Genomic DNA, 22,060 nt, shown 5'->3' on the forward strand with positions numbered 1-22,060 from the left:
TACTTTTTATACTGAATAACGAAAAAAATTGTTATGGAGAAGGAGGAGTGCGGCGATATGCGAAATCGAAAAAGCGGTTATGGGTCCTGTCCTGCCGGTTGTCCGGTGGAGTCTACGCTCGATGTGATCGGCGGCAAATGGAAGGGGATTATTCTGTACCATCTGATGAGCGGCACAAAGAGATTTAATGAATTCCGGCGGTTAATGCCGGGTTTGACGCAGCGTATGCTGACACTGCAGCTGCGCGAGCTTGAGGAAGACGGAGTTGTGCACCGGGAAGTGTATCCTGTAGTCCCACCGAAGGTGGAGTATTCGCTGACTGAATTCGGAATGACCTTAAAGCCAATTATTATGCTGATGAAAGACTGGGGAACGCAGTATGAGCAAATAAATTCGCAAAAACTCACGGAAAGCCAAAATATTTAGCGGCTATGTTTCATTCAAACGGGTTCAGGAGAGTTTATATAGGGGTTCTTTTTGGGTAATCTTGAGAATACGGCTGTTCTCAGCATTATATATAAAAGGAGCGTGTACATATGAGCTACTCTGTGGCCGTTGGAGCCGCGTTTGAAGGGAAGACGGCCATCGTTACAGGTGCGGCTTCGGGAATTGGCAAGGCCGCTGCGCTGCGGCTGGCAAAAGAAGGAGCCAATGTTGCCCTGTTTGACTTGAACCATGACCGCACCAAGACAACCGAGAAGGAGATTAACAGCATCCGCACAGGGGCCGCGCGTGCCTTTGAAGTGGATATTTCCGATCCGCTCCGGGTGGAAAAAGCGGTGCTCGAAACGGTTGAGCTCTACGGAGGGCTGGATATTGTCTTCGCCAACGCCGGCATTAACGGTGTGGTCGCCCCTATTGAAGAGATCGGTATCGAGGACTGGCGCAGGACGCTGTCCACCAATTTGGACGGGACTTTCCTGACGATGAAATACACGGTCCCCCATTTGAAAAAGCAGGGCGGGGGCAGCATCATTATTACGAGCTCGATTAACGGAAATACACGTTTTACCAGCTTTGGCATGTCCGCATACAGCACATCCAAGGCCGGACAGACCGCATTTGCCAAAATGGCGGCTTTGGAGTTAGCGAAATTCCGCATCCGGGTTAATGTCATTTGTCCGGGGGCGATCTCCACCAATATCGATGATTCCACGATAAAGGCAGAAGATCTGAAAGAAATCGTCATTCCCGTTGAATTTCCGGAGGGAGGACAGCCTTTGGCGGGTGGCCCGGGCCAGCCGGAGCAGGTGGCTGATCTCGTGTGCTTCCTGGCATCGAGGCAATCCAGTCATATTACGGGGGCGCAGATTGTCATCGACGGAGCGGAGTCGCTGTTGTTTTAAGAGGAATAGGCCTGCAGCGCCCGCATGTTCTCCTCGGTCAGCCTTACCGGCTCTGCAGGCAGTCTGCTCATATCAAAGAGCGGTACCAGTTCTGCTGCCGTAATAGGAAGAGGCTCGGGAGCAAGGCCGCTCATGAAGGCAAGCCAGCCGACAACCGTCTCGGGACGGACGCCACGCTCGCGCATGGCCTGCAGGGCAATGCCTCCATGCCGTTTGGCGAGGCGGCGTCCGTCCGGGCCATATACGAGTGGTACATGCGCAAAGCTGGGCGGGGTATGCCCCAGCGCTTCATATAGCAGCAGCTGGCGCGGTGTGGAATCCAGCAGGTCGCTTCCCCGCAGGACATGAGTGATCTCCATCTCGGCGTCATCCACCACTACGGCAAGCTGATAGGAGTACATGCTGTCCGCGCGCTTCACAATAAAATCACCGCCAGCGGAGGCAGGGACGGATACGCTTCCTGCCACTTGATCGTAAAAAATGATGACACGCTCCGGTTCGTCCGGAACTTTCATCCGCAGAGAGGGCGTTTTATGCCTCTCTTTTTCTTTTCTTTCTTCTTTGCTGAGACAGCGGCAGGTTCCGGGATATGCCGGGCCTTCTCCGGCAAGCCCATGGGGCGCGCTGGCTGCCCCCAAAATATCCGCCCGGCTGCAAAAGCAGGGATAGAGCAGCCCTTGCTCATACAACTTGTTCAGAGCCGCCTCATATCGCTCCAGCCTTTCGCTTTGCGTATATGGCCCGAAAGGCCCCCCTTTATCAGGCCCTTCGTCCCAGTCCAGGCCCAGCCATTGCAAATCCTCCAGGATGGCCTTGACCAGATGGCTGCGCGAGCGGGTCATGTCGATATCTTCAATCCGCATAACATAGGCGCCTCCTGCGGCGCGAATCTGCAGCCAGGAGAGCAGCGCCGTCCTTGCGTTGCCAAAATGCATCACCCCCGATGGTGTGGGGGCGAAGCGGCCTCTGATCGTAGATGTGCAATCATTCATTTGTACACCCCGTTTCAAGATGTGAACTACATAACCCTATTATAAAGTGAGCGCCTCCGGATTGCATGCGGACAGGACAGGAAGGATAAGATGACATTGAAAAAAGAACTTCCCATTTATCATATACTGCCAGAAATAAAGGATACACTTCGGAAAAGGCCCTCCGCCGTGCTGGTCGCCGAGCCGGGCGCCGGCAAAACGACCGTGGTTCCACTGGCCCTGCTTGAAGAGACCTGGCTTGATGGCAGAAAAATCATTATGCTTGAGCCGCGGCGGCTGGCCGCCCGCTCGGCTGCAGCCCGTATGGCTGATGCCCTGGGAGAAAAAGTCGGGGAAACGGTCGGCTACAGGGTGCACATGGATACCAAAATCGGCCCGTCCACGCGTATCGAGGTTGTCACCGAGGGCATTCTGACCCGGATGCTGCAGGGAGATCCGGCGCTGGAAGAAGCGGGGGTGGTCATATTTGATGAATTTCACGAACGCAGCCTGCATGCCGATCTCGGTCTTGCCCTGGCCCTGCAGGCACAAAATCTGCTGCGGCCGGATTTGCGCCTGCTGGTCATGTCGGCTACGCTCGAGACGGAGCCGGTAAGCCGCCTGCTCGACGGAGCGCCTCTGCTGCAGAGCTCAGGCCGGACCTATCCGGTGGAGACAGTCTACGTCCCGAAGCCGAAGGCAGCTCCTTTGGAAAGCTTTGTGGTGGAGCAGATAACGAGGCTGCTTCCCAGGCATGAGGGAGATGTGCTCGTATTTCTGCCCGGAGCACGCGAGATTCACCGGACTGAAGCCGAGCTTATGGCCCGCGGTTTGCCGTCCGGCACCTATGTGCGCAAGCTGTACGGCGCTCTTTCGCTGGGAGAGCAGGATCAGGCGGTGCGCCCTTCACCGGCGGGACAGCGCAAAATCGTGCTCGCCACCTCTATTGCCGAGTCCAGTCTTACAATCGAGGGCGTGACGGTCGTCGTGGACAGCGGACTGCGGCGTGAGCCTGTATTTTCCCCGCGCACAGGCATGAACCGGCTCGAAACGGTCAAGGTGTCCAAGGCTTCGGCGGATCAGCGCCGGGGGCGAGCAGGGCGGCTGGGCCCCGGCACATGCTACCGGCTATGGAGCATGGAGGAGCACGGGGGGCTTACCGATGCCGGACGGCCGGAAATTTTGTCGGCTGATCTGGCTCCCCTCGTGCTTGAAGCAGCGTTGTGGGGAGCGGAGGATGCAACTGAGCTCGACTGGATCGATCCTCCCCCCGCGCCTGCGCTCAGACAGGCGGGGGAGCTGCTGGAACGGCTCGGCTGTCTTCGTGATGGAAAAATCACGGAGCATGGAAAAAGAGTAGCTTCCATGGCGGCTCATCCCCGGTTGGGCCACATGCTGCTCAAGGCCGCGGAGCTGGGATATGCGGGACAGGCGTGCTGCCTGGCGGCTTTGCTGCAGGAGCGCGATCCGTTCAAATCCGGGGCCGATCTGCGTCCCCGCATGGAGAGGATCTGGAGCAGCCTTGCCGACAGCCCGCGCAAACTGGAGGCCAATGCTTCCGTTGACCGGGAGCTGCTGAGCCGGATTGTGCAAAACAGCCGCCATTTGCTGTCAGGGCTTAAATCTGTTATAGGTGAGCGGAGCCAGGATCTGAAGCCTGCTTCCTGCGGGCTGCTGCTGTCCTTTGCTTATCCCGACCGGATCGGACGTTCCCGCAGCGGCGGCAAATATCTGCTGAGCAGCGGTCGCGGAGTCAGGCTTGCCGGTGAAGAAATGCTGTCCAGGTCGGAGTATTTGGTAGCTGCTTCGGTTGAGGATGCGGGCGCGGACGGGACCATCAGGCTTGCTGCGCCTGTCGAGGAACGGGAGCTGACGGAGCATCAGCCCGCGTTGATCAACGAGGAGACGGCGGTGTATTGGGACGCTGGCGCGGGAAGTGTACGGGCGCGCAAAACCGTCAGGCTTGGCGCCATCGTCCTGAAAGAGCTGGCGTACGAAAATTCCCCGCAGGACCAAATTGCCGCAGCGTGGATGGATGGGCTACGGGAGCGCGGACTTGAGCTGTTGACCTGGACGAAAGCGGCGCGGCAGCTGCAGCAGCGCCTCATTTTTATGCACCGCAAGCTGAATGACTGGCCTGCAGCGGAGGATGCCGATCTGTTGACTGCCCTGGAGGAGTGGCTGCTGCCATATGCGCAGGGGGTGCGGAGCTTGTCCGATCTGAAGAAGCTGCATGTGGAAGGCCTTCTGCTCGGCATGCTCAGCTGGGAGCGGAGGCAGGAGCTTGACCGTGAGGCTCCGACCCATATCCGTGTGCCAAGCGGCTCCAACATCCCCGTGGATTACAGCAATCCGGATGCCCCGGCGCTCTCTGTCCGGCTGCAGGAACTGTTCGGCATGAGTGCAACCCCCCGGCTCGGCAGAGGGCGTGTGCCGGTCGTTCTGCACCTGCTGTCCCCTGCGCAGCGTCCCGTGCAGGTGACCTCAGACCTTGCAAGCTTCTGGAAAGAGGCGTATTTTGAAGTGAAAAAAGATCTGAAGGGTAGATATCCGAAGCACTACTGGCCGGATGATCCTTTGCAGGCCGTTCCGACCAACAGGGTCAGACCGGGAAAATAGCTCAGAATCTCATAGCTTTCAAAAGGGGTCATCCCATTGGTCATGTCAACGACGGGGACGGCCCTTTTCTCGGTCACCTCATTTTGACCAAAATGTAACATGGAAAATGTTTTGTGCTTTTTCCGATGCTCATTTCATTTACGAAATACGAACAGCGATTATAATGAATGGGTAGACATCGAGAGAGTTGGGGGAAAACGATGAGCAAAAAGGAGAGAGTGCCGGAGATCGGAGTTTTGCGTGGCCTTGCGTTTGCAGCCGTGGTGCTGCAGCATTCCATAGCGCATTATTCTATTGTGCCGGGGGTTACCCTGACGGATGGGGTGCTGATGGCGATTTTGCTGCTTGCGGCGAAATTTGCGGTGCCTGTGTTTATTTTTATTACCGGGCTGGTGCTGTTTTACAACTACGATGGCAGATTTTCCTATGGAACATTTCTTGCCAAGCGTTTTAAAGATATTGTCGTGCCTTATATAATTTGGTCTGCGGTCTTTGAAGTCGGCAATGTGCTCGCCTCAGGAGGAGGCTGGGGCTGGGATGCGCTGCTGCTGTATGGCCAAAAGCTGCTGACCGGCAAAACAAGCTACCATTTATGGTACATCGTCATGATTATTCAATGTTATTTGCTATTTCCGCTGCTGCGGAAAGCGTTTCGTGTTATTGCAACCGCCATTCCGGCTAGAATGGGTCCGGCGGCCATTATCGTCGCGGGTCTGCTGTACACAGGACTTATGTTCTGCATTGGCCCGATTTCCCGTCTGTTCGAGGCGGCGGATATCCCGGTGCTGACACCGATGTTTACCGTTTATGCTGACCGGAACGTCCTGTATTTCCTGTTCTATTTCTTTCTTGGCGCGTCCGCCGGCATGAACATAAGCCGCTGGAACGAGTGGGTCCGTAAAATTGGATGGGTTTACTGGAGCCTCTTTGTGCTGTTGACCGGCATTCTGCTGTTCAGACTTATCGGAACCTTTCAGACCGATGAAGGACTGCTCATCGGCTTCAATTCGGTATCGCTGCTGCGTCCGTTGATGGCAGTGTACTGTATCGTTTTGATTTTTGCGGTATACCGGACAGCCATGGCTATCACTGCCACAGGCTCTAGTGTGGTGCGCTGGATTTCCTGGCTGGGCACGGTTTCTTATGGTGCATATCTGATGCATCCGTTAATGCTGAGGCTTACCTACCTGCCTGACCAGCAGTGGTTTGCTGGCTGGAATGTCACAGTCAGAGTATTGATTTCCTTTGTGCTCTGCACTCTGCTCTCAGCGGGAGGCGTCTGGCTGCTGTCCCGGCTGCCCTTGGGGCGCTGGACGGTGGGGCAGCAGACGCGGCGGCCATCCACAACGGCACGCAAGCCGACAGGCTTGCCGGGGCAAGCTTAACTGTTAGTACTGATTTCGATTTCGTCCCAAAAGTATAGTATGATGAACCTATACTATCTCTCTTTAATGGAAGGGGCCACAACATGATTCAATCCATTGTCCATGTCGCTATTGTCGTAAAGGATTATGATGAAGCCATCGAATTTTATACAAAGAAGCTGAACTTTACTTTAGTGGAAGATACATATCAACCCGAACAAGATAAAAGATGGGTTGTAATATCGCCGCCAGGTTCAGTGGGGACCACATTAGTGCTTGCAAAAGCATCGACTCCGGAACAGGAGGAGTTTATAGGAAACCAGACGGGTGGCAGAGTTTTTCTATTCTTGAACACCGATAATTTCTGGAGAGATTATGAGGATATGCGATCAAAGGGAATCGAATTTATTCGTGAGCCCATTGAACAGCCTTATGGTACGGTTGCCGTTTTTAAAGATCTATACGGGAATCAGTGGGATTTGTTGGAGTTAAGTAAAGACATGTGATTTCTGCAAAAATAAAATAGTCTTTTAAAAGATTGTGTTCACAATTGTACAAGGAGCAGATCAAGGCGGACTTGGAGAGATGTCTCGGCATATTGCACAAAGCTGAACAGGACAACTACTAAACCAATACGGGAAGGATGAGGAAGATGACCCGGAAATTGAAGTGGGGAGTTATCAGTACAGCGGATATTGCAAGAACAGCCGTGATTCCGGCCATACAGGAATCGGAGCGGGGAGAGGTCGTCGCCATTGCGTCCCGGAATGCGGATAAAGCGCTGGAGATGTCCAAGCAGTATAATATAGAAAAATCGTACGGAAGCTATGAGGAGCTGCTGCAGGACCCGGAGGTTGAGGCGGTTTATGTACCGCTGCCCAATCATCTGCATAAGGAATGGACAATCCGCTCGGCCCAGGCAGGCAAACATATACTGTGCGAGAAGCCTTCCTCTCTGAGCGCCGTCGACACCGCCGAAATGGTTGAAGCCTGTAAAAAGGCGGGTGTGCTCTTCGCCGAAGCATTCATGTACCGTTATCATCCGAAGCATCAGCGTATTAAAGACATCATCGCCAGCGGCGAGATTGGCGAGATTCGCAGCATCCACTGTACGTTCACCTTCAACAGCTCTGATCAGCAGGATAATGTCCGCTTTAACAAGGAGATGGGCGGCGGTTCTATTTACGATGTGGGGGTCTATCCGATTTCAGCTGCACGTATGTATTTGAAGAGCGAGCCGGAGGCCGTGAGTGTGCGTGCGCTGTATTCCGAGAAGCACGGCGGTGTCGATATGATGGCCTCCGGGCTAGTGGAGTTTCCGGGAGACATTACTCTTACTTTCGATTGCGGCATGTGGGCTGCAAGTCGTTCCAACATGGAAATCCTGGGAACGAAAGGCACGATCGCCATGCCGAAAATGTTCGGCTGGGAGAAGACGTCTGTCGTTCCGCAAATCTTCGTCCATGTGGGAACGATGACCCGCGAGGAAAGGCTGAAGGGCCATAACTCCTTCAAACTGCAGGCCGAAGCGTTCGCTGCTGCTGTATTGGATGGAACGCCGCTGCCTTATGAGCCGGAGGATTCCATTTTAAATATGAAGGTGATTGACGCCTGTCTTGAATCGGCTGGAAGCCGAAAGAGAATTGTTGTGGGCTGATCTGCCGATTGCCACTTTTCTTGGTTGTATCAGATAAAACAGAGGATGAAGAGCGAAAATAAGTGAGCTTAAACAGGCTGTCCGCTGGACAGCCTACTTTGTAAACTCAACGCTTCTACATATCATTATAGTCTTTCACATCCCGTAAGGCCAAGCGCTGCGGGAGAGGTTCGGTTTTATTCCCGTGTCGAAATATGTTATAAAAATAAAAGAAGCTAAGGAGGTCGTACTGATGGATGAATATATGAAACGCAGATTAGAAAAGCAAAAACAGCTTTTTAAGCAGCTTGGTATACAAATGGACGCGCTTTCCATTCACCAAAAGCAGTTTAAAACCAAAATGCGCGGCTATGATCCGGATGAAGTCGATGCCTTTTTGGATGAAGTCATTAAGGATTATGAACGCTTTTATGCCAATATCGCGGATTTGATGGATAAATGGCAGGAACAGCAGGCTTTAATCAAGGAAATGAAAAGCGCCCCCAAGCCGGCTTCCGATTTTAATACGATTGACCGCAAGCAGCTTGAGGAGGTTGTTATGCAAATGGAAAACAGCCTGCGGCTGCTGAAGGTACGCTTGCGGCCAGAAAATGACTACTTCCCGGAGTGAAAGGATATGATAATTATCGTAATTTCCGGTACACATATTTCGGCGGCGGCGCGGACTGCCTTCAGCTCTTGGCGGACTATTTGAAACGTTCAGAGATCCCACCCGTAAGCATTCATAAACTTTGATGCAGAGGAGTGCTTGCACATGAAAATCCGCAAGAGAAGAATCGGACAGGCGGCTGCAGCGGTCGTTATGGGAATCAGTCTTGCGCTGGCAGCTGGCTGCGGTGCTGTTGACAGTGTCAATCAATCCCTGAATTACGCGAATGAAGCAACCGGATTTGTTACGGATATCAGCACGGCTGGCACGGAGCTGCAAGGTTTAGCGGAACAGGCCGTATCCGACCCGCAGGCGCTCGCAGACCTGAAAAATCAGCTGCAGGCATTGCGTGACGAGGCACAGCAGTTTACACAGGTAGAGGCGCCCGAATATGCACAATCCATCCATGGGGAAATCAGCGGTTATGCCCAATCCCTGAGTGAAGCGGCAGATTCTTTCCTGCAGCGAATGGAGCAGCAGGGATTTACCATTGAAGCCTGGCAGCAAACCGAAATTGCGCAGCTGATTCAGCAAATTACGGAATTGAAGGGCCAGATTAATCAGCTGGGCGGTTGAGATTTTGTTGTATTTCATCAATACCACGATACCAGGGAGGCGAAAACGATGTCCCAATCCGAAAAACAAGCGGAAAAGCTGCAGCAACTGGGCAACCGCGATCATCCCGAGCAGTATCCGACCGATCAGCCAAGTTTGTTTGACCTTTATGAAAGCGAGCTAAATGTGGACCCGATTCCGATGGAAGACTTGACGATAGAGCAGCAGGAAGAAAATCGCCATGGGGAAACTAAGCATCAATCCTCCAGCGAGAACAAGTATAAGTGATTTTTCGAAACAAACCTTCTATGTATAAAAGACTCTCCCAGCCTGGAGAGTCTTTTCAATTTGCAACAACTGTCAGTACTTGTCAACAAGAGCGGATAAATTTAGAATATTGACAGTTAGAATTCTAAATGTTAGAATTCGACTAAAGATTTATGTTTTAAATAAAAACGGAAAGTTGGTAAAAAACACATGGATAAATTAAAAGGGAAAGTAGCGATTATTACTGGATCTTCCAGAGGAATTGGACGTGTCATAGCCGAGCAGTTATCCGATTTAGGTGCTAAAGTGATTGTCAATTATTCCAGTAGTCCAGATGAAGCAGCAGCGGTAGTGGAAGCTATTATTCAAAAGGGCGGTGATGCGATAGCGGTTCATGCTGATCTCGGTAAGGTTCATGAGATCGAGGAAATGTTCGCAAAAGCACTGGCCAGGTTCGGCAGAGTGGATATTCTAATCAATAATGCGGCAGTGATGATAACCAATCCCCTTGCCGAGGTAACAGAGGCTGAGTACGATAAACAATTCGCAGTAAATGTAAAAGGTATCTTCTTTGCTTGTCAACAAGCAATGAAACATATGGAGAACAACGGAAGAATCGTTAATATCTCCACAGCCGGAACAAAACTAATGTTTCCTGAAATGAGTGTATATACGGGCACAAAAGGGGCGGTTGAACAACTCACTCGTCAGCTCGCGAAGGAATTCGGCCCCAAGCAAATAACCATTAATGCAGTGGCGCCCGGTCCTGTTTTTACCGAACATTTTAAAGAAGGGAAGACGGAGGAAGAAATCGAGTTCATGAAAAGTATGAATGCATTTGGCCGTATCGGTATACCTAAGGATATTGCAAACGTTATTGAATTTCTAGTTAGTGATCAATCCCAATGGGTGACAGGTCAAACCTTGCATGTGAACGGAGGACTTAACTAAGGCTCTTCCTGAGTCCCCTCTTCCTTGGTTGTATAAGTAATGAGACCACCTATAAACGGCGGTCTCATTTTTTGAGTTCTAGTCAGCCGTGGCCTCAAAGGCATATTTCTCGCGAGCCTGTTTGGTGGCTTGCACCATGTTGCGCAGTGCAGCGATCGTTTCCTCTGCCTTTCGTGTCTTCAGGCCACAGTCCGGATTGATCCAGAACTGATCAGGGGACAGCACCCGCAGGGCACGGTCGATCATAACCGTCATTTCCTCGGGCCCCGGGACGCGGGGGCTATGGATGTCGTACACACCGAGGCCGATACCTTTCTCGTACGTTTGCTCCTCGAAGCTTTCAATCAGCTCTCCGTGGCTGCGTGAGGTTTCAATGGAGATCACGTCGGCGTCCAAGGCGCTTATCGCTTCAATGATGTCATGAAATTCGCTGTAGCACATATGTGTATGAATTTGCGTCTCTGGCTTCACCGTTGCGGTGGACAAGCGGAACGCACGAACGGCCCAATCCAGATAGGCTGGCCAATACTCCCGCTTGAGCGGCAGCCCTTCGCGCAGCGCCGGCTCATCCACCTGGATCATGCCAATCCCCGCAGCCTCGAGCGCCTCTACTTCTTCGCGCAGCGCCAGCGCAATCTGATAAGCAACCTCCTCCCGCGGCTTGTCATCCCGTACGAACGACCAGTTCAGAATGGTAACCGGACCGGTCAGCATTCCCTTTACCGGCGCATCCGTCAATGACTGGGCAAACACGGTCTCCGCGACGGTCATCGGCTCCGTAAGCTCAACGTCACCATATATGATCGGAGGTTTTACGCAGCGCGAGCCGTAGGATTGTACCCAGCCGTTCGCCGTAAAAGCGAAGCCGGCCAGTTTCTCGCCGAAAAACTCGACCATGTCGTTGCGTTCGAATTCGCCGTGCACGAACACGTCGAGCCCAAGCTCCGACTGCAGTCCGATCCAGATCTTGATTTCCGCTTGAATGAAAGCTTCATACTGCGCACCGCTCCATTCCCCCTTGCGCCACTTCCTGCGGGCGCTGCGAATCTCGGGTGTCTGCGGAAAGCTGCCGATGGTCGTCGTTGGCAGCAAGGGCAGGTTCCAGCGAATCCGCTGCGCCTCACGCCGTTCTGCGAAGCTTGCCGAACGGGATGCAGACTGCGAAGCCAGGCCGGCGGTTTGCTCATTCACCCGCTTGCTGTTGCGGGAAGGGGACCGCTGCAGCGCAATGCGACTCCGGCTGGCCGCTTCCAGCTCGGAGCGGATCGCATCCTGGCCCGAACGGCCCGCCTTTGCCAGCAGCGCAAGCTCTTCCAGCTTCTCGTCGGCGAAGGCAAGTGCTTCGCGCAGCGTTGGCTCAAGTGCCGCCTCCTGTTCGGCACTGACGGGCACATGCAGCAGGCTGCAGGATGGCTGCACGATGATGCGATCGGCGGCAACGAGGCCGGTCAGCGCTATTAGCGTCCCCAGCTTGCTCTCCAGGTCCGCCCGCCAAATGCCGCGTCCGTCGATCAGGCCCGCACCAAGCAGCTTATCGACAGGGAAGCCATAATCGCGTATGGCCTGCAGATTACGCCCGCCATCGTGCACGAAGTCCAGACCGATGCCGTGGACCGGCAACGCGGTGACCGACTCGTAATGGTCGACTGCTTCGAAGTACGTCTGCAGCATCAGCTTGATGCCGGGCGCCTCCGTTCTCAGCCTGTCGTAAATGTGGGAAACGTGCTTCAGCTCCTCCGCCTCGAGCGTCGTGGACAGGCTCGGCTCATCGATCTGCACCCATTCCGCTCCCGCTGCTTCCAACTCGCGCAGCACCTGCCCGTACAGCGGCAGCAGCCGGTCGATCCAGCTCCCAAGCTGCTCCGCTGCGTAGCCCTTGGACAGCTTTAGAAATGTGTACGGCCCGACAAGGACCGGCCTGCCCTCGATGCCAAGTTCTGCCTTCGCCTCGAGATAGGCGTTGAGCGGTTTGTTTTTGGTTAGTTTAGGCTCAGTGTCTTCAAGCTCTGGTACGATATAGTGATAATTCGTATTAAACCATTTCGTCATTTCACATGCTGTCGCTTCGCGGGTACCACGAGCCATAGCGAAATATACGGATAAATCCGGCTCGCCTCCGGCATAACCGAAGCGTTCGGGGATAAGACCGAACATGACGGCCGTATCCAGCACATGATCGTAATAAGTGAAATCACTGACCGGGATGACGTCGATACCCTTTTCCTTCTGGGTCTGCAGCCCCCGCAAACGGATCGCCCTCAGCTCCGCATGCAGCTCCTCTTCCTCCAGCCGGCCGGACCAATAGGCCTCCAGCGCCTTTTTCCATTTCCGGTCCTGCCCGATACGGGGATAGCCCAAGTTGCCGCTTTTCATATACGCTCTCTCCTCTGTCTTCCATGTTCGAATCGATAAGAGAAAGATAACATATCTTGTAAATCAACACGTAACTCCAAATAACTATAGCCGATCATAGCCGGAGGCTATAGTGAGAATGTACGCCTTTCTTTTTGCGGTTATTTCATGCCTGGGTAGGTGAAAATAAGTTTGAAAATGTGTGAACGGTGTACATAACCATTACAGGATTGTTCACAGAATGTGGTTTGCAGAGGAGGAAGGCAAAAAGTGAAATCATACGACACGATCATTATAGGAGGGGGTATCGCCGGACTGCAGGCTGCCATCCAGTTAGGCCGGTATTCCACCATTCGCACCCTGGTCGTTGATTCGGGTAATGGCAGGTCCACGTTATGCCGGAATTATCATAACCTGCTTGGTTTTCCAGACGGCATATCAGGCGAGGAATTAAGACAAAGAGGACAAGAAACGGCATCAGGCCTGGGTATTGAGTTTTTCTGGGGCAGGGCTGTTAATGCTTCCAACCAAGGCGGTGAATTTCAAATTACAGTGGAAGGAGGAGAGGTCTATCAAGCACCCACACTGCTGCTGGCAACCGGAGTGACGGACCGTTTTCCCGAGCTGCCCGGGCTGGTCCCTTGTCTGGGCAGCAGCATTTATATATGCCCTGATTGTGACGGCTATGAAGTTCAGAACCGCCTCACCGTCGTATTGGGGGCGGGAAAAGCTGGCGCGGATATGGCCGTTGTGTTGTCAGACCGGACGGAAAGATTGATTTACATTAATCACGAAATGATGGAGGTGCCTGCAATCCTGCTGGACAAGCTGCGGAGCAAAGGAATTCGCTATATTGAAGCCGCAGCAGCCGAAGTGGTTTGTCCAAGTGAGGGACAATTGTCAGGAATTAGGCTGGAAAACGGTGAATTGGTCGAGGCAGAGCGGGGCTTTATCGCCTTTGGCGGAAATCATGTCCATTCTGGGCTTGCCGAGCAACTGGGTGTCGAGCTTATCCATAACAGGCATGTAGTCACAGATGCCCGCACTAAAATGACCAATATCGAAAACGTGTGGGTCGCGGGTGATCTGGGGGCTCATTCGGAGCAGGCGGCGGTAGCGATGGGTGAGGGGTTGCTGTCCGCCATCTGGATTCATAAAGCGCTTGTAAAAATAAAGCAAAAATCCGCCGTATCTCTGTAAGCAGCAAAAAATAACCGTTCGCGCACCCATCGATTGCGGACGGTTATTTTTGGTGATGTATATCTAAATCCCGATCTGTCATGACAAATGGAATCTGCTGATGTGGTCGTGCAATCCGAACTTGCGCAAGATTTCGAGCTGCTTCTGTCCGAGAAGATCAAAATGTGGATAGCTTGCGCGTTTATGAATATAGCGGGGATTCAAGCCGTTCTCCCTGCACCATGTGCTGAGCCGTTTCTCATCCGAGCAGCCCACCTTGGTAACGGTTCGGATTTCCGGAAAACGGGGGTCCAGCCAGTAGTGGGTGAGAAAAGCAATTTCTCCGCGGCTGACAGCCTGCTTCCATTCATCGAGCTCCCCGCGGTTTATCCCAAAAGCCATGGATTGAATTCATCCTTTCAAAGCAACAATAATTCATCCTAGCATGCAGCCCCAAGCAAGCGCAACCTTGCGTCTGTTTTCCCGTATTTTTTGGTATGTATTTTTTTGTCGGGATCAATATAAAACAGAGCCGATGCACGTCTTTCTGGGCGAATGAATATATTTATCCCATCATCCACCCAGAAAGGCGGGATAGCGTGCGATCCGACAGTGTTATGACAGCCCTTCAATCTCCTTCTTTGAATCTGTCTTTTGACTTAAGAGCAAAGCCGTTTTTCGTGCAAAATCCGCAAAACTTCATTCTGCAGCAGTTCGCCGAACAGATGCCTGTGATGCAGAACCTTAGCCTGCTTGACATCTATCTGAGTAAAGGACACAGTGTGGAAGCTCATTGGCATCCGAACGCAGCCGAACTTGTGTATGTTATACAAGGGGAAGCAGATATCTCCGTTCTCAACCCTTTCACCCTGCAGATACTCAGTTACCGTGTCAAACCGCCGCAAACGGTGTACATTCCGATGGGGTGGTGGCATTGGGAAATCGCCACGATGGATCAGACACATCTGCTGGCTATTTTTGATAATCATGCAGCACAGGCGGTGTTCGGGTCTGATGTTTTGAGAAGGACTCCCCCTGAAGTATTCCAGAAAATATATGGTGTGAATGCTGCCTGGATGGCGGAGGTGCTGAAGCCCATCAATCAGACGGTAGTCATAGGAGCGCCAGCTTCACAAAATATTCAAGGGCGGATAGGTACGCAACAGGGTTAAAGACTAACTATGGTGTTCGTTTTATTAGGCCAGCCAGAAACTTCTGGTTGGCCTGTTTTTTTAGGTATGGACAAGCACGCAGCAGCGGAGAGAACGAAGCAATTCTGGATAAAGCGTCAGCGTCCGCCCTTGGCCCGGAGGGACAACAGCGGTTGGAGGAATGCTTCGTTCTCGGAGCGTCTTAGAAGAGCTGAAGTATTTCTACCCTATGCTTGAAGTTTTTCACCTTAAAAATTGAAAGCGGTGCCAATATAATTAAAATTACTAAATCAGGGGAGGTCAAATAATGAAAACGTCACTTTTCAGAAAAAGGCTTATACAGCTCACCGGTGTCGTTCTGTCCATCAGCCTGTTGGCCGGATGCGGGGGGCAGGCTGCCGAAGACGAAGGCGGTGCGGACGGCAAAGTAACGCTTACCGTATGGCATAACTGGACAGGGCAGGATGCGAAGGCGACAGCCATGCGCAAGCAGCTTGAGGATTTCCAGACCAATAATCCGGATATTGTGCTTGAAGAGGAGGGGCTGCCGACAGATGGACTGAGAACCCGGCTACGTACCGTGGCAGCCGCCGATGAAATGCCGGACCTGTTCGTTATGTTTCCCGATGCAATGACCAAGGAATTTGTCAAAGGCGACCTGCTTCAGCCCATCAATGAAGAGCTGGACAAGAACCCGGAATGGAAGAACGGTTTTATTCCCGGAGCTCTTGATGGTTTTACCGTTGACGGGAATATTTATTCGGTGCCGATGAATCTGGCGCCAAGCTCGTTTATTTACTACAACAAGGCTTTGTTTGATCAGCATGGAGTAAAAGTGCCGGAGACCTGGGATGAGCTGCTCACAGCCGTCCGCACCTTCAATGAAAAAGGTGTCATCCCTATTGCTCTGGGCAACAAGACCAACTGGGTAGCCCAATCGACCACGTTCAGTACGATCGCCGACCGGATTACAGGAACGGATTGGTTCCTCAAGGCTGTAGCGCAGGATGGGGCAAGCTTTACCGATCCACAGTTCATTGAAGCGCTGTCCAGGCTGCAGGAGCTGGGCAATGCCAAAGCGTTCCAGGATGGCTTCAACAGCATTGACGAAACACAAATGATGCAGCTCTACTTCCAGGGCAAAGCCGCGATGGTGATCAACGGCGGATGGGCCTTGGCCAACCTGGTGAACAATGCTCCGCCTGAGGTGCTGGATAATACGCACATCACGATTATCCCGCCAATTGAGGGTGGAAAGGGAGAACCTGCAACGACTTCGGGTGTGGTAGGAACCGGGATGGGTGTAAGCAAAAAGCTTACCGGTGCCCGCAAGGAAGCGGCCATGAAGCTGCTGTACGCTCTGTCAGGTCCTGAAGGGCAGCAGGTAACCTTGAACAGCAGCACGCTTGTCAGCTACGATATTGCACTGGATGAAAGCAAGGCGCACCCGCTGTTTGTCGAGCTGTACAATCTGATGAAAAACATCAAGATTGTCCCTGTGTATGATTCGAAGCTTGCATCGGCGACCGTAGAGGTGACCAACAACGGGCTGCAGGAGCTGCTGATGGGCGGAGATCCTAAAGCGATTGCCCAGAAAATCCAGGATGCACAGGCCGCGGCAGTGGCCCAGTAACAAAAACTAAAACGCCTCCTGCTTGAAATCCGATTTCGGCGGGGGGCCGCTTCATAAAGGACGTGGAAACGATGAATGCATTAAGCAACCGGAGATTTATTGCGCTCGGGCTGCTGCCCGCTCTCCTGATCTATGCGCTGTTTGTGTTTGTACCTGTCGTCTGGTCCGCTTATTACGGTTTTTTCAACTGGTCCGGGATAGGAGAAGCGAAGTATATCGGCCTGCAAAATTATACCGAGATTGTAAAAGATCCGATTTTCTGGCGAGCGTTGAAAAACAATATTATTTTCGTGCTCGCGTCGGTCTTCGGCCAGATCCCAATCGCTCTGGCGCTTGCCGTGCTGCTGCACAAAAGCAGCTTTCTTCAGCGCTTTCTCCGTTCCGCCATATTTCTGCCCATGGTGCTGTCCACAGTCGTAATCGGAATGGTATGGCAGTACATTTATCATCCCCAGATCGGTATTCTGAACTTTCTGCTGGATACGCTCGGACTGCAGAGCTGGAAGCTGCAATGGCTGTCCGATGCCGGCATTGCCATCTATGCTCTTATTCCGCCCCTGATCTGGAGCTTTGTAGGACTGTATCTCATTATATTTATATCGGCGTTGCAAAACATATCAAGCGACATTCATGATGCAGCCAAGCTGGACGGCGCCACCGGCCTGCGCAAGCTGGTGTCCATCTCCCTGCCCATGATCCGCGCGACCGTGCAGGTGGCCGTCATCCTGTGCATATCCGGCAGCCTGAAATCGTTTGATCTGGTCTATATTATGACGAAAGGCGGACCCGCTCACGCAACGGAACTGCTGGCCACCTATATGTATAACTCCACCTTTACAAGCTACCGCTACGGATTCGGCAGCGCTATATCAACCACCATTGTGATCGTAAGCCTGCTGCTGATTGGAACGAGTCAGTGGCTTGCAAGCCGCAAAAAAGAAGACTTGATTTGAATGGGAGAAAGGAGGACGCACAAATGAGCGATACTGCCGCTCCGCTCGGGACGTCAGCAGACCATCGCAGAGCAGGCCGGGCACGTCCCCGGTACGGGGCTGCCATTCTTTGGACTCTGCTGACGGTTTATGGTATTTTAACGTTGTATCCGTTTTTTTGGCTGGTCATCAGCTCATTTAAAACAAATACGGAGTTCTATGAACGCCCCTTTGCGCTTCCCGCTCAGTGGCAATTTGATAATTTCATCAACGCCTGGGAAAGCTCACGCCTCGGCAGTTCATTTATGAATTCTATTATAGTTTCTGCAGGATCACTGCTGCTGACCCTGTTTATTGCATCCCTGGCCTCATTCGTGCTGGCCCGCTTTCGCTTTAAAGCCAAGGCATGGGTGATGGCTTTCTTTGTCGTCGGCATGCTGATCCCGATTCACAGTACGCTTGTGCCGCTTTTTATTTTGATGAAGCCAATGTCGCTGCTTAACACCTATTGGGCCTTGATTCTTCCCTATACGGCATTTGCGCTGCCGACCGCCATTTTTATTTTGACAGCCTATCTGGTCTCCGTCCCCCGCGATATTGAAGAAGCCGCATTTATGGACGGAACGGGGGTATGGGGGCTGTTTCTGCGCATCATGCTGCCGATGTCCACCCCGGCGCTTGCGACCGTTACGATTTTAAGTTTTCTGCATGCCTGGAATGACTTTTCGTTTGCGCTGGTGTTCATCAGCAAAACGGATATGAAAACACTTCCGTTAAGCATTGCCAACTTCGCTGACGGATACCAGACGGATTACGGCTTGACGCTGGCGGCCATGACATTGGCGGTGATACCGACCGTCATTATGTATTTGCTGTTTCAGGAGCAGATCATGAAGGGCATGACGGCCGGAGCAGTGAAAGGCTGAATTCAAGATTCGATGTCGAGTCCGCCTCCTGATTTACTTCGTGATCAAAAGATGACTTTTTGAACAACCTCTATTAGATTTTCGTGCAGGAGGCTGAACAATGAAGGATTGGATCCGGTCTTCCCTGCACCGCAAGCTTTCCTTTTTGGTGGCTGTTTGTATTTTAGTACCGCTGCTTCTGCTTGGCATATTTGCCTATGTTATCTCTGCGGGATCGACAGAAGACAAGATGAAGCTGGCCGGGCTGGACGCGCTCCGGCAGATGAATGCCAATTTGCGGTTTATCAGCGGTGATGTTGAGAATATGTCTGTTTTTTTGACAGGCCAGCAGGAAATTCAGCAGTATATGGCCTCTGCTGCACAGGATCAGAAGAAGATCAGTGAGATCAACGGCATGCTGGCCAATCTGGCTGCATCAAAACGTTATATTCTTGACATTGCCATTGTTCCCGTGCGTTCCATCCCGGTATTATCCACAGGCCGGATTGAGCCGTCCCCGCAGCTTTCCGTACAGCGATTGGGGGCGGTGAAAAGCAAGACATGGACGGGGGTATATCATGTCCGTGGTTATGCCAAGGTGCAAAACGCCATTACCTTCATAAGGCCGCTGCGGAGCGTGCATGATTATAAGCTGCTGGGCTGGATATGCATCAGTCTCAATGAGCGCGAGCTGTCCAAGTACTGGTCATCTCCGCGGTTGGGGAGTGGCGGGAATGTGGTGCTTGTGGACCGGAACAGAACCGTCCTGTCGTCCACTGCCGAGACACACCTGGCGCAGCCGCTCGAGCTGATCTACCCTGGAAGCTCGTCCATGGAGTGGAGTTCCGTAAGCGGAACAGCCAAAATGAACACGGAGGGCGGACGCAAAACGCTATTATATCAGCGGAATGAGAACACGGGCTGGTCGCTTGTCGGGATGATCGACAGTGAGGATTATTTGTCTGAAAACCGTTATATTTTGATGCTGACGCTGGCAGCCGTGCTGGTGGCTTTCGGCCTTGGAGCCGGAATGATCTGGTTTGTCGTGCAGCGGATCACCCGGCCGCTCCGTTCGCTGGAGCTTCTGTTGTCACATCTGGATCCTGAACGGCCGCTGCCGGCTTTTCCGGTCATCGGGCAGGATGAAATTGCCCGGCTTGGCCGCAGCTACAACCGGCTGGGAAGGCATATTGATCGTCTGAAGGAAGAGCTTATTTTTCAGGAAACGCGTAAGAAAGAAGCGGATATCCGTGCTCTGCAATATCAAATCAACCCGCATTTTTTGTACAATACCCTGTCTTCTATCCACTGGATCGCCTTGATGTCGGGGGAACAAAAAATGGCGGATATGGTGGAATCATTGAGTGATTTTCTGCGCTTCAGCCTGAACAAGGGACGTGATTTTTGCCGTGTGGAGCAGGAATTGGCTCACATCAGGAGTTATGCCAAGGTGCAGTCCATCCGCTTTCCCGACCGCTTCAGGATCGAGATACTGGCTGATGCTTCCGTCATGAACCATTACATGCTCAAGCTGCTGCTGCAGCCCCTGGTTGAGAATGCGATAACGCACGGCCTGCGGGATCAGGGAACCCACGGGTTGATCGTGCTGAAAATAGATCAGCAGGGAGATGTTCTGCACTTTACGGTTGAGGATAACGGCAGAGGCATGAATGATGATCGTCTTATGGAAGTGATTGTCGGCATGCGCTCTGGCAAGCCCCCGGCGGAAACGGATATGGAAGCGCTATCTGGCTATGGCTTGCGCAACGTCAACGAACGCTTGCTTTTATACTACGGACCGGAATCAAGCTTGAGCATCATCAGTCGCGAAGGGACGGGAACAAAGGTGACTTTTGGCATCCCCTATGCAAGGAGTGGTTTACATGAAGGTTCTGATCGTTGATGATGAGGTCATTATACGTACAGGCCTGTCCAAGGTCATTCCGTGGCAGGAGCTTGGTTTTGAGCTGCTGACACCCGCAGGCTCGGCTGAGGAAGCGATAGAGGTCATCCGGCAGGAATGTCCTGACATCCTCCTGACAGATATCCGAATGTATGACATGAGTGGGCTGGAGCTTGCCGAGAAAGCAGTCAATATCCATCCGGATACAGAGGTTATCCTTCTCTCGGGTTATGATGACTTTCAGTATACCCGGCAGGCCATCAGACAAAGAGTATCCGACTATCTGCTTAAAACGAGCAGGACAGAGGATATTATCCGTACCGTTCTGGAGGCGAAAACAAGGATCAATCAAAAACGGCATTTCAGCAGCCAGGTTCATTTTGACAAGAAGAAGGAGCAAAGCCGTCAATTGCTGCAATGGCTTGCCTATGAGGATGTGCAGCTGCAGGAGGACGGCGTCGCCGCGATATTGCATGATTTTGAATTGCCCCTTGCGGGCAAGTACCGCGTCTGTCTGATCGAAGCGGAAGGCTGGGGAGAAAACAAGCAGGAAGAATCGCTGCTAGTGTTCGCCGCCGCTAACTTGCTTGGGGAATCACTGCCTGGCATCACCCTGCCGCACGGGCAGCAAATTGTCTTCATCATGGCAGAAGAAGCTGCAGACGGGAGAGAGGGAGAAGCGGCAGTCCCGTCATACCGGCTTGAACTGGACAAAACGGAACAAATGCTGAAATGCCGGCTGTACCTGGCACAGGGGGGCACAGTGGATCGGCCGGGTGAATTGTCGGCTTCTTATCGCATGGCCAAGCATACCTTACGCTGCCGGAACTGGATGAAAGGGAACGTCTGGTGCTGGGATGAGATGAGCCGGCGCAAGGGTGGACTGTCCATCTGTACGGCGGAAGAGGAACGCAGCCTGTCCGCCATTCTGTTGACCCGTAATGCTGGCAGCCTGCAGTCCTGGGCTGCCGGTTTTGTGGAGGCGAGACTGGCGGATCCCGGCACGACGGTGGATACACTGGAGGCTTCCGTAAGGTCGGCCGTTCTGGCTGCCTGCCGCTGGCTGCGCAGCGTCACTTCCGATCTTGGCTTCGAACAGGATAAAGGGCTTGTGCTTCCCGATATGGTCCGGCATGTTCCGCACTCCAAGGACCAGCTGTTTCGTCAGTTGTACACCATTATGGAGCAATACCATGAGATGGCTGCAGAAGGGCAGGAAAGCCATGTACGCAAGGCCATGGCCTATATCACCGAGCATGTGGGAGAAGGTATCAGCCTGCAGACGGTAGCGGGCCATATTCACGTGCACCCCCACTATTTGAGCGAAATATTCAGAAAAGAAACCGGGATGACCTTTGGCGATTTCGTAACCGGCTGCAAAATACGGCATGCCATGCATCTGCTGGCTTCTTCGCCAATAAAGGTTGGCGAGGTGGCCGTTCGTGTCGGCTTTGAGGATGTAAAATACTTCAGCAAGCTGTTCAAAAAGCATACGGGCGTGACGCCAAGCGTGTATCGGGACACCGTGCCCGGGCAGCCTGCCGGCAATACTTAGCAGCAGCATACAGGATGGAGAATGAATATCGCAACAGAAGCAGGGAGAACCTATTGCTGAATAGGCTCTCC

At 52.7% G+C, this 22,060-nt stretch carries 21 protein-coding genes; 18 read left to right on the forward strand and 3 right to left on the reverse strand.

What is annotated here, in order from left to right:
- Positions 1-57 precede the first annotated feature (57 nt).
- A complete protein-coding gene (locus ACE41H_RS00205) occupies positions 58-426 on the forward strand; it encodes a winged helix-turn-helix transcriptional regulator (RefSeq protein WP_375352416.1) in 369 nt (122 codons plus the stop codon).
- A 110-nt stretch (positions 427-536) separates the two neighbouring features.
- Positions 537-1,346, forward strand: coding sequence for an SDR family oxidoreductase (locus ACE41H_RS00210; RefSeq protein ID WP_375352417.1), 810 nt, complete (start codon positions 537-539; stop codon positions 1,344-1,346).
- Here the strand turns inward: ACE41H_RS00210 and gluQRS are convergent.
- Entirely contained in the window at positions 1,343-2,338 is a 996-nt protein-coding gene (gluQRS, locus tag ACE41H_RS00215) for a tRNA glutamyl-Q(34) synthetase GluQRS (RefSeq protein WP_375352419.1), read from the reverse strand. The genes ACE41H_RS00210 and gluQRS overlap by 4 nt on opposite strands.
- Positions 2,339-2,428: 90 nt before the next feature.
- Between gluQRS and hrpB the strand changes: the two genes are divergently transcribed.
- From hrpB to ACE41H_RS00260, 9 genes are all read left to right on the forward strand, one after another.
- Positions 2,429-4,936 (forward strand): ATP-dependent helicase HrpB, encoded by a 2,508-nt coding sequence (gene hrpB / locus ACE41H_RS00220; RefSeq protein WP_375352421.1) that lies wholly within the window; start codon positions 2,429-2,431, stop codon positions 4,934-4,936.
- A gap of 200 nt (positions 4,937-5,136) precedes the next feature.
- Positions 5,137-6,321, forward strand: coding sequence for an acyltransferase (locus ACE41H_RS00225; protein ID WP_375352423.1), 1,185 nt, complete (start codon positions 5,137-5,139; stop codon positions 6,319-6,321).
- An 83-nt stretch (positions 6,322-6,404) separates the two neighbouring features.
- A complete protein-coding gene (locus ACE41H_RS00230) occupies positions 6,405-6,806 on the forward strand; it encodes a VOC family protein (RefSeq protein ID WP_375352425.1) in 402 nt (133 codons plus the stop codon).
- A gap of 44 nt (positions 6,807-6,850) precedes the next feature.
- Positions 6,851-6,928 carry a hypothetical protein gene (locus tag ACE41H_RS00235; protein WP_375353129.1) on the forward strand — a complete coding sequence of 26 codons (78 nt, stop codon included), beginning with the start codon at positions 6,851-6,853 and terminating at the stop codon, positions 6,926-6,928.
- 24 nt (positions 6,929-6,952) lie between these two features.
- Positions 6,953-7,957 carry a Gfo/Idh/MocA family protein gene (locus tag ACE41H_RS00240; RefSeq protein WP_375352426.1) on the forward strand — a complete coding sequence of 335 codons (1,005 nt, stop codon included), beginning with the start codon at positions 6,953-6,955 and terminating at the stop codon, positions 7,955-7,957.
- 232 nt (positions 7,958-8,189) lie between these two features.
- On the forward strand, positions 8,190-8,567 hold the full coding sequence (locus ACE41H_RS00245) for a DivIVA domain-containing protein (RefSeq protein ID WP_375352428.1): 378 nt from the start codon (positions 8,190-8,192) through the stop codon (positions 8,565-8,567).
- Positions 8,568-8,711: 144 nt separating this feature from the next.
- Positions 8,712-9,182: a DUF6376 family protein gene (locus tag ACE41H_RS00250; RefSeq protein ID WP_375352430.1), complete on the forward strand. Its 471-nt coding sequence runs from the start codon at positions 8,712-8,714 to the stop codon at positions 9,180-9,182.
- 48 nt (positions 9,183-9,230) lie between these two features.
- Positions 9,231-9,449 carry a YczO family protein gene (locus ACE41H_RS00255; RefSeq protein WP_375352431.1) on the forward strand — a complete coding sequence of 73 codons (219 nt, stop codon included), beginning with the start codon at positions 9,231-9,233 and terminating at the stop codon, positions 9,447-9,449.
- 189 nt (positions 9,450-9,638) lie between these two features.
- Entirely contained in the window at positions 9,639-10,379 is a 741-nt protein-coding gene (locus tag ACE41H_RS00260) for an SDR family oxidoreductase (protein ID WP_375352433.1), read from the forward strand.
- A gap of 78 nt (positions 10,380-10,457) precedes the next feature.
- Here ACE41H_RS00260 and metE read toward each other — a convergent pair whose 3' ends face one another.
- Positions 10,458-12,752 (reverse strand): 5-methyltetrahydropteroyltriglutamate--homocysteine S-methyltransferase, encoded by a 2,295-nt coding sequence (gene metE / locus ACE41H_RS00265; protein WP_375352435.1) that lies wholly within the window; start codon positions 12,750-12,752, stop codon positions 10,458-10,460.
- A gap of 249 nt (positions 12,753-13,001) precedes the next feature.
- On the opposite strand from metE, the gene ACE41H_RS00270 reads away from it, so the two are divergent.
- Positions 13,002-13,931 carry an NAD(P)/FAD-dependent oxidoreductase gene (locus ACE41H_RS00270; protein WP_375352437.1) on the forward strand — a complete coding sequence of 310 codons (930 nt, stop codon included), beginning with the start codon at positions 13,002-13,004 and terminating at the stop codon, positions 13,929-13,931.
- Between the two features lie 78 nt (positions 13,932-14,009).
- On the opposite strand, the gene ACE41H_RS00275 is transcribed toward ACE41H_RS00270, so the two are convergent.
- Positions 14,010-14,312, reverse strand: coding sequence for a hypothetical protein (locus ACE41H_RS00275; protein ID WP_375352439.1), 303 nt, complete (start codon positions 14,310-14,312; stop codon positions 14,010-14,012).
- Between the two features lie 197 nt (positions 14,313-14,509).
- On the opposite strand from ACE41H_RS00275, the gene ACE41H_RS00280 reads away from it, so the two are divergent.
- From ACE41H_RS00280 to ACE41H_RS00305, 6 genes are all read left to right on the forward strand, one after another.
- Positions 14,510-15,082, forward strand: coding sequence for a cupin domain-containing protein (locus ACE41H_RS00280; RefSeq protein ID WP_375352441.1), 573 nt, complete (start codon positions 14,510-14,512; stop codon positions 15,080-15,082).
- A gap of 286 nt (positions 15,083-15,368) precedes the next feature.
- Positions 15,369-16,694: an extracellular solute-binding protein gene (locus tag ACE41H_RS00285; RefSeq protein ID WP_375352443.1), complete on the forward strand. Its 1,326-nt coding sequence runs from the start codon at positions 15,369-15,371 to the stop codon at positions 16,692-16,694.
- Positions 16,695-16,765: 71 nt separating this feature from the next.
- Entirely contained in the window at positions 16,766-17,647 is an 882-nt protein-coding gene (locus ACE41H_RS00290) for a carbohydrate ABC transporter permease (RefSeq protein ID WP_375352444.1), read from the forward strand.
- 23 nt (positions 17,648-17,670) lie between these two features.
- Positions 17,671-18,552, forward strand: coding sequence for a carbohydrate ABC transporter permease (locus ACE41H_RS00295; RefSeq protein WP_375352446.1), 882 nt, complete (start codon positions 17,671-17,673; stop codon positions 18,550-18,552).
- Between the two features lie 100 nt (positions 18,553-18,652).
- A complete protein-coding gene (locus tag ACE41H_RS00300) occupies positions 18,653-20,434 on the forward strand; it encodes a cache domain-containing sensor histidine kinase (RefSeq protein WP_375352448.1) in 1,782 nt (593 codons plus the stop codon).
- Positions 20,415-21,989 carry a helix-turn-helix domain-containing protein gene (locus ACE41H_RS00305; protein ID WP_375352450.1) on the forward strand — a complete coding sequence of 525 codons (1,575 nt, stop codon included), beginning with the start codon at positions 20,415-20,417 and terminating at the stop codon, positions 21,987-21,989. Before ACE41H_RS00300 ends, ACE41H_RS00305 begins: the two co-directional genes overlap by 20 nt.
- Positions 21,990-22,060: the final 71 nt, after the last annotated feature.

Origin of the sequence: Paenibacillus enshidis (assembly GCF_042136365.1) — a bacterium.
Lineage (GTDB): Bacteria > Bacillota > Bacilli > Paenibacillales > Paenibacillaceae > Paenibacillus > Paenibacillus enshidis.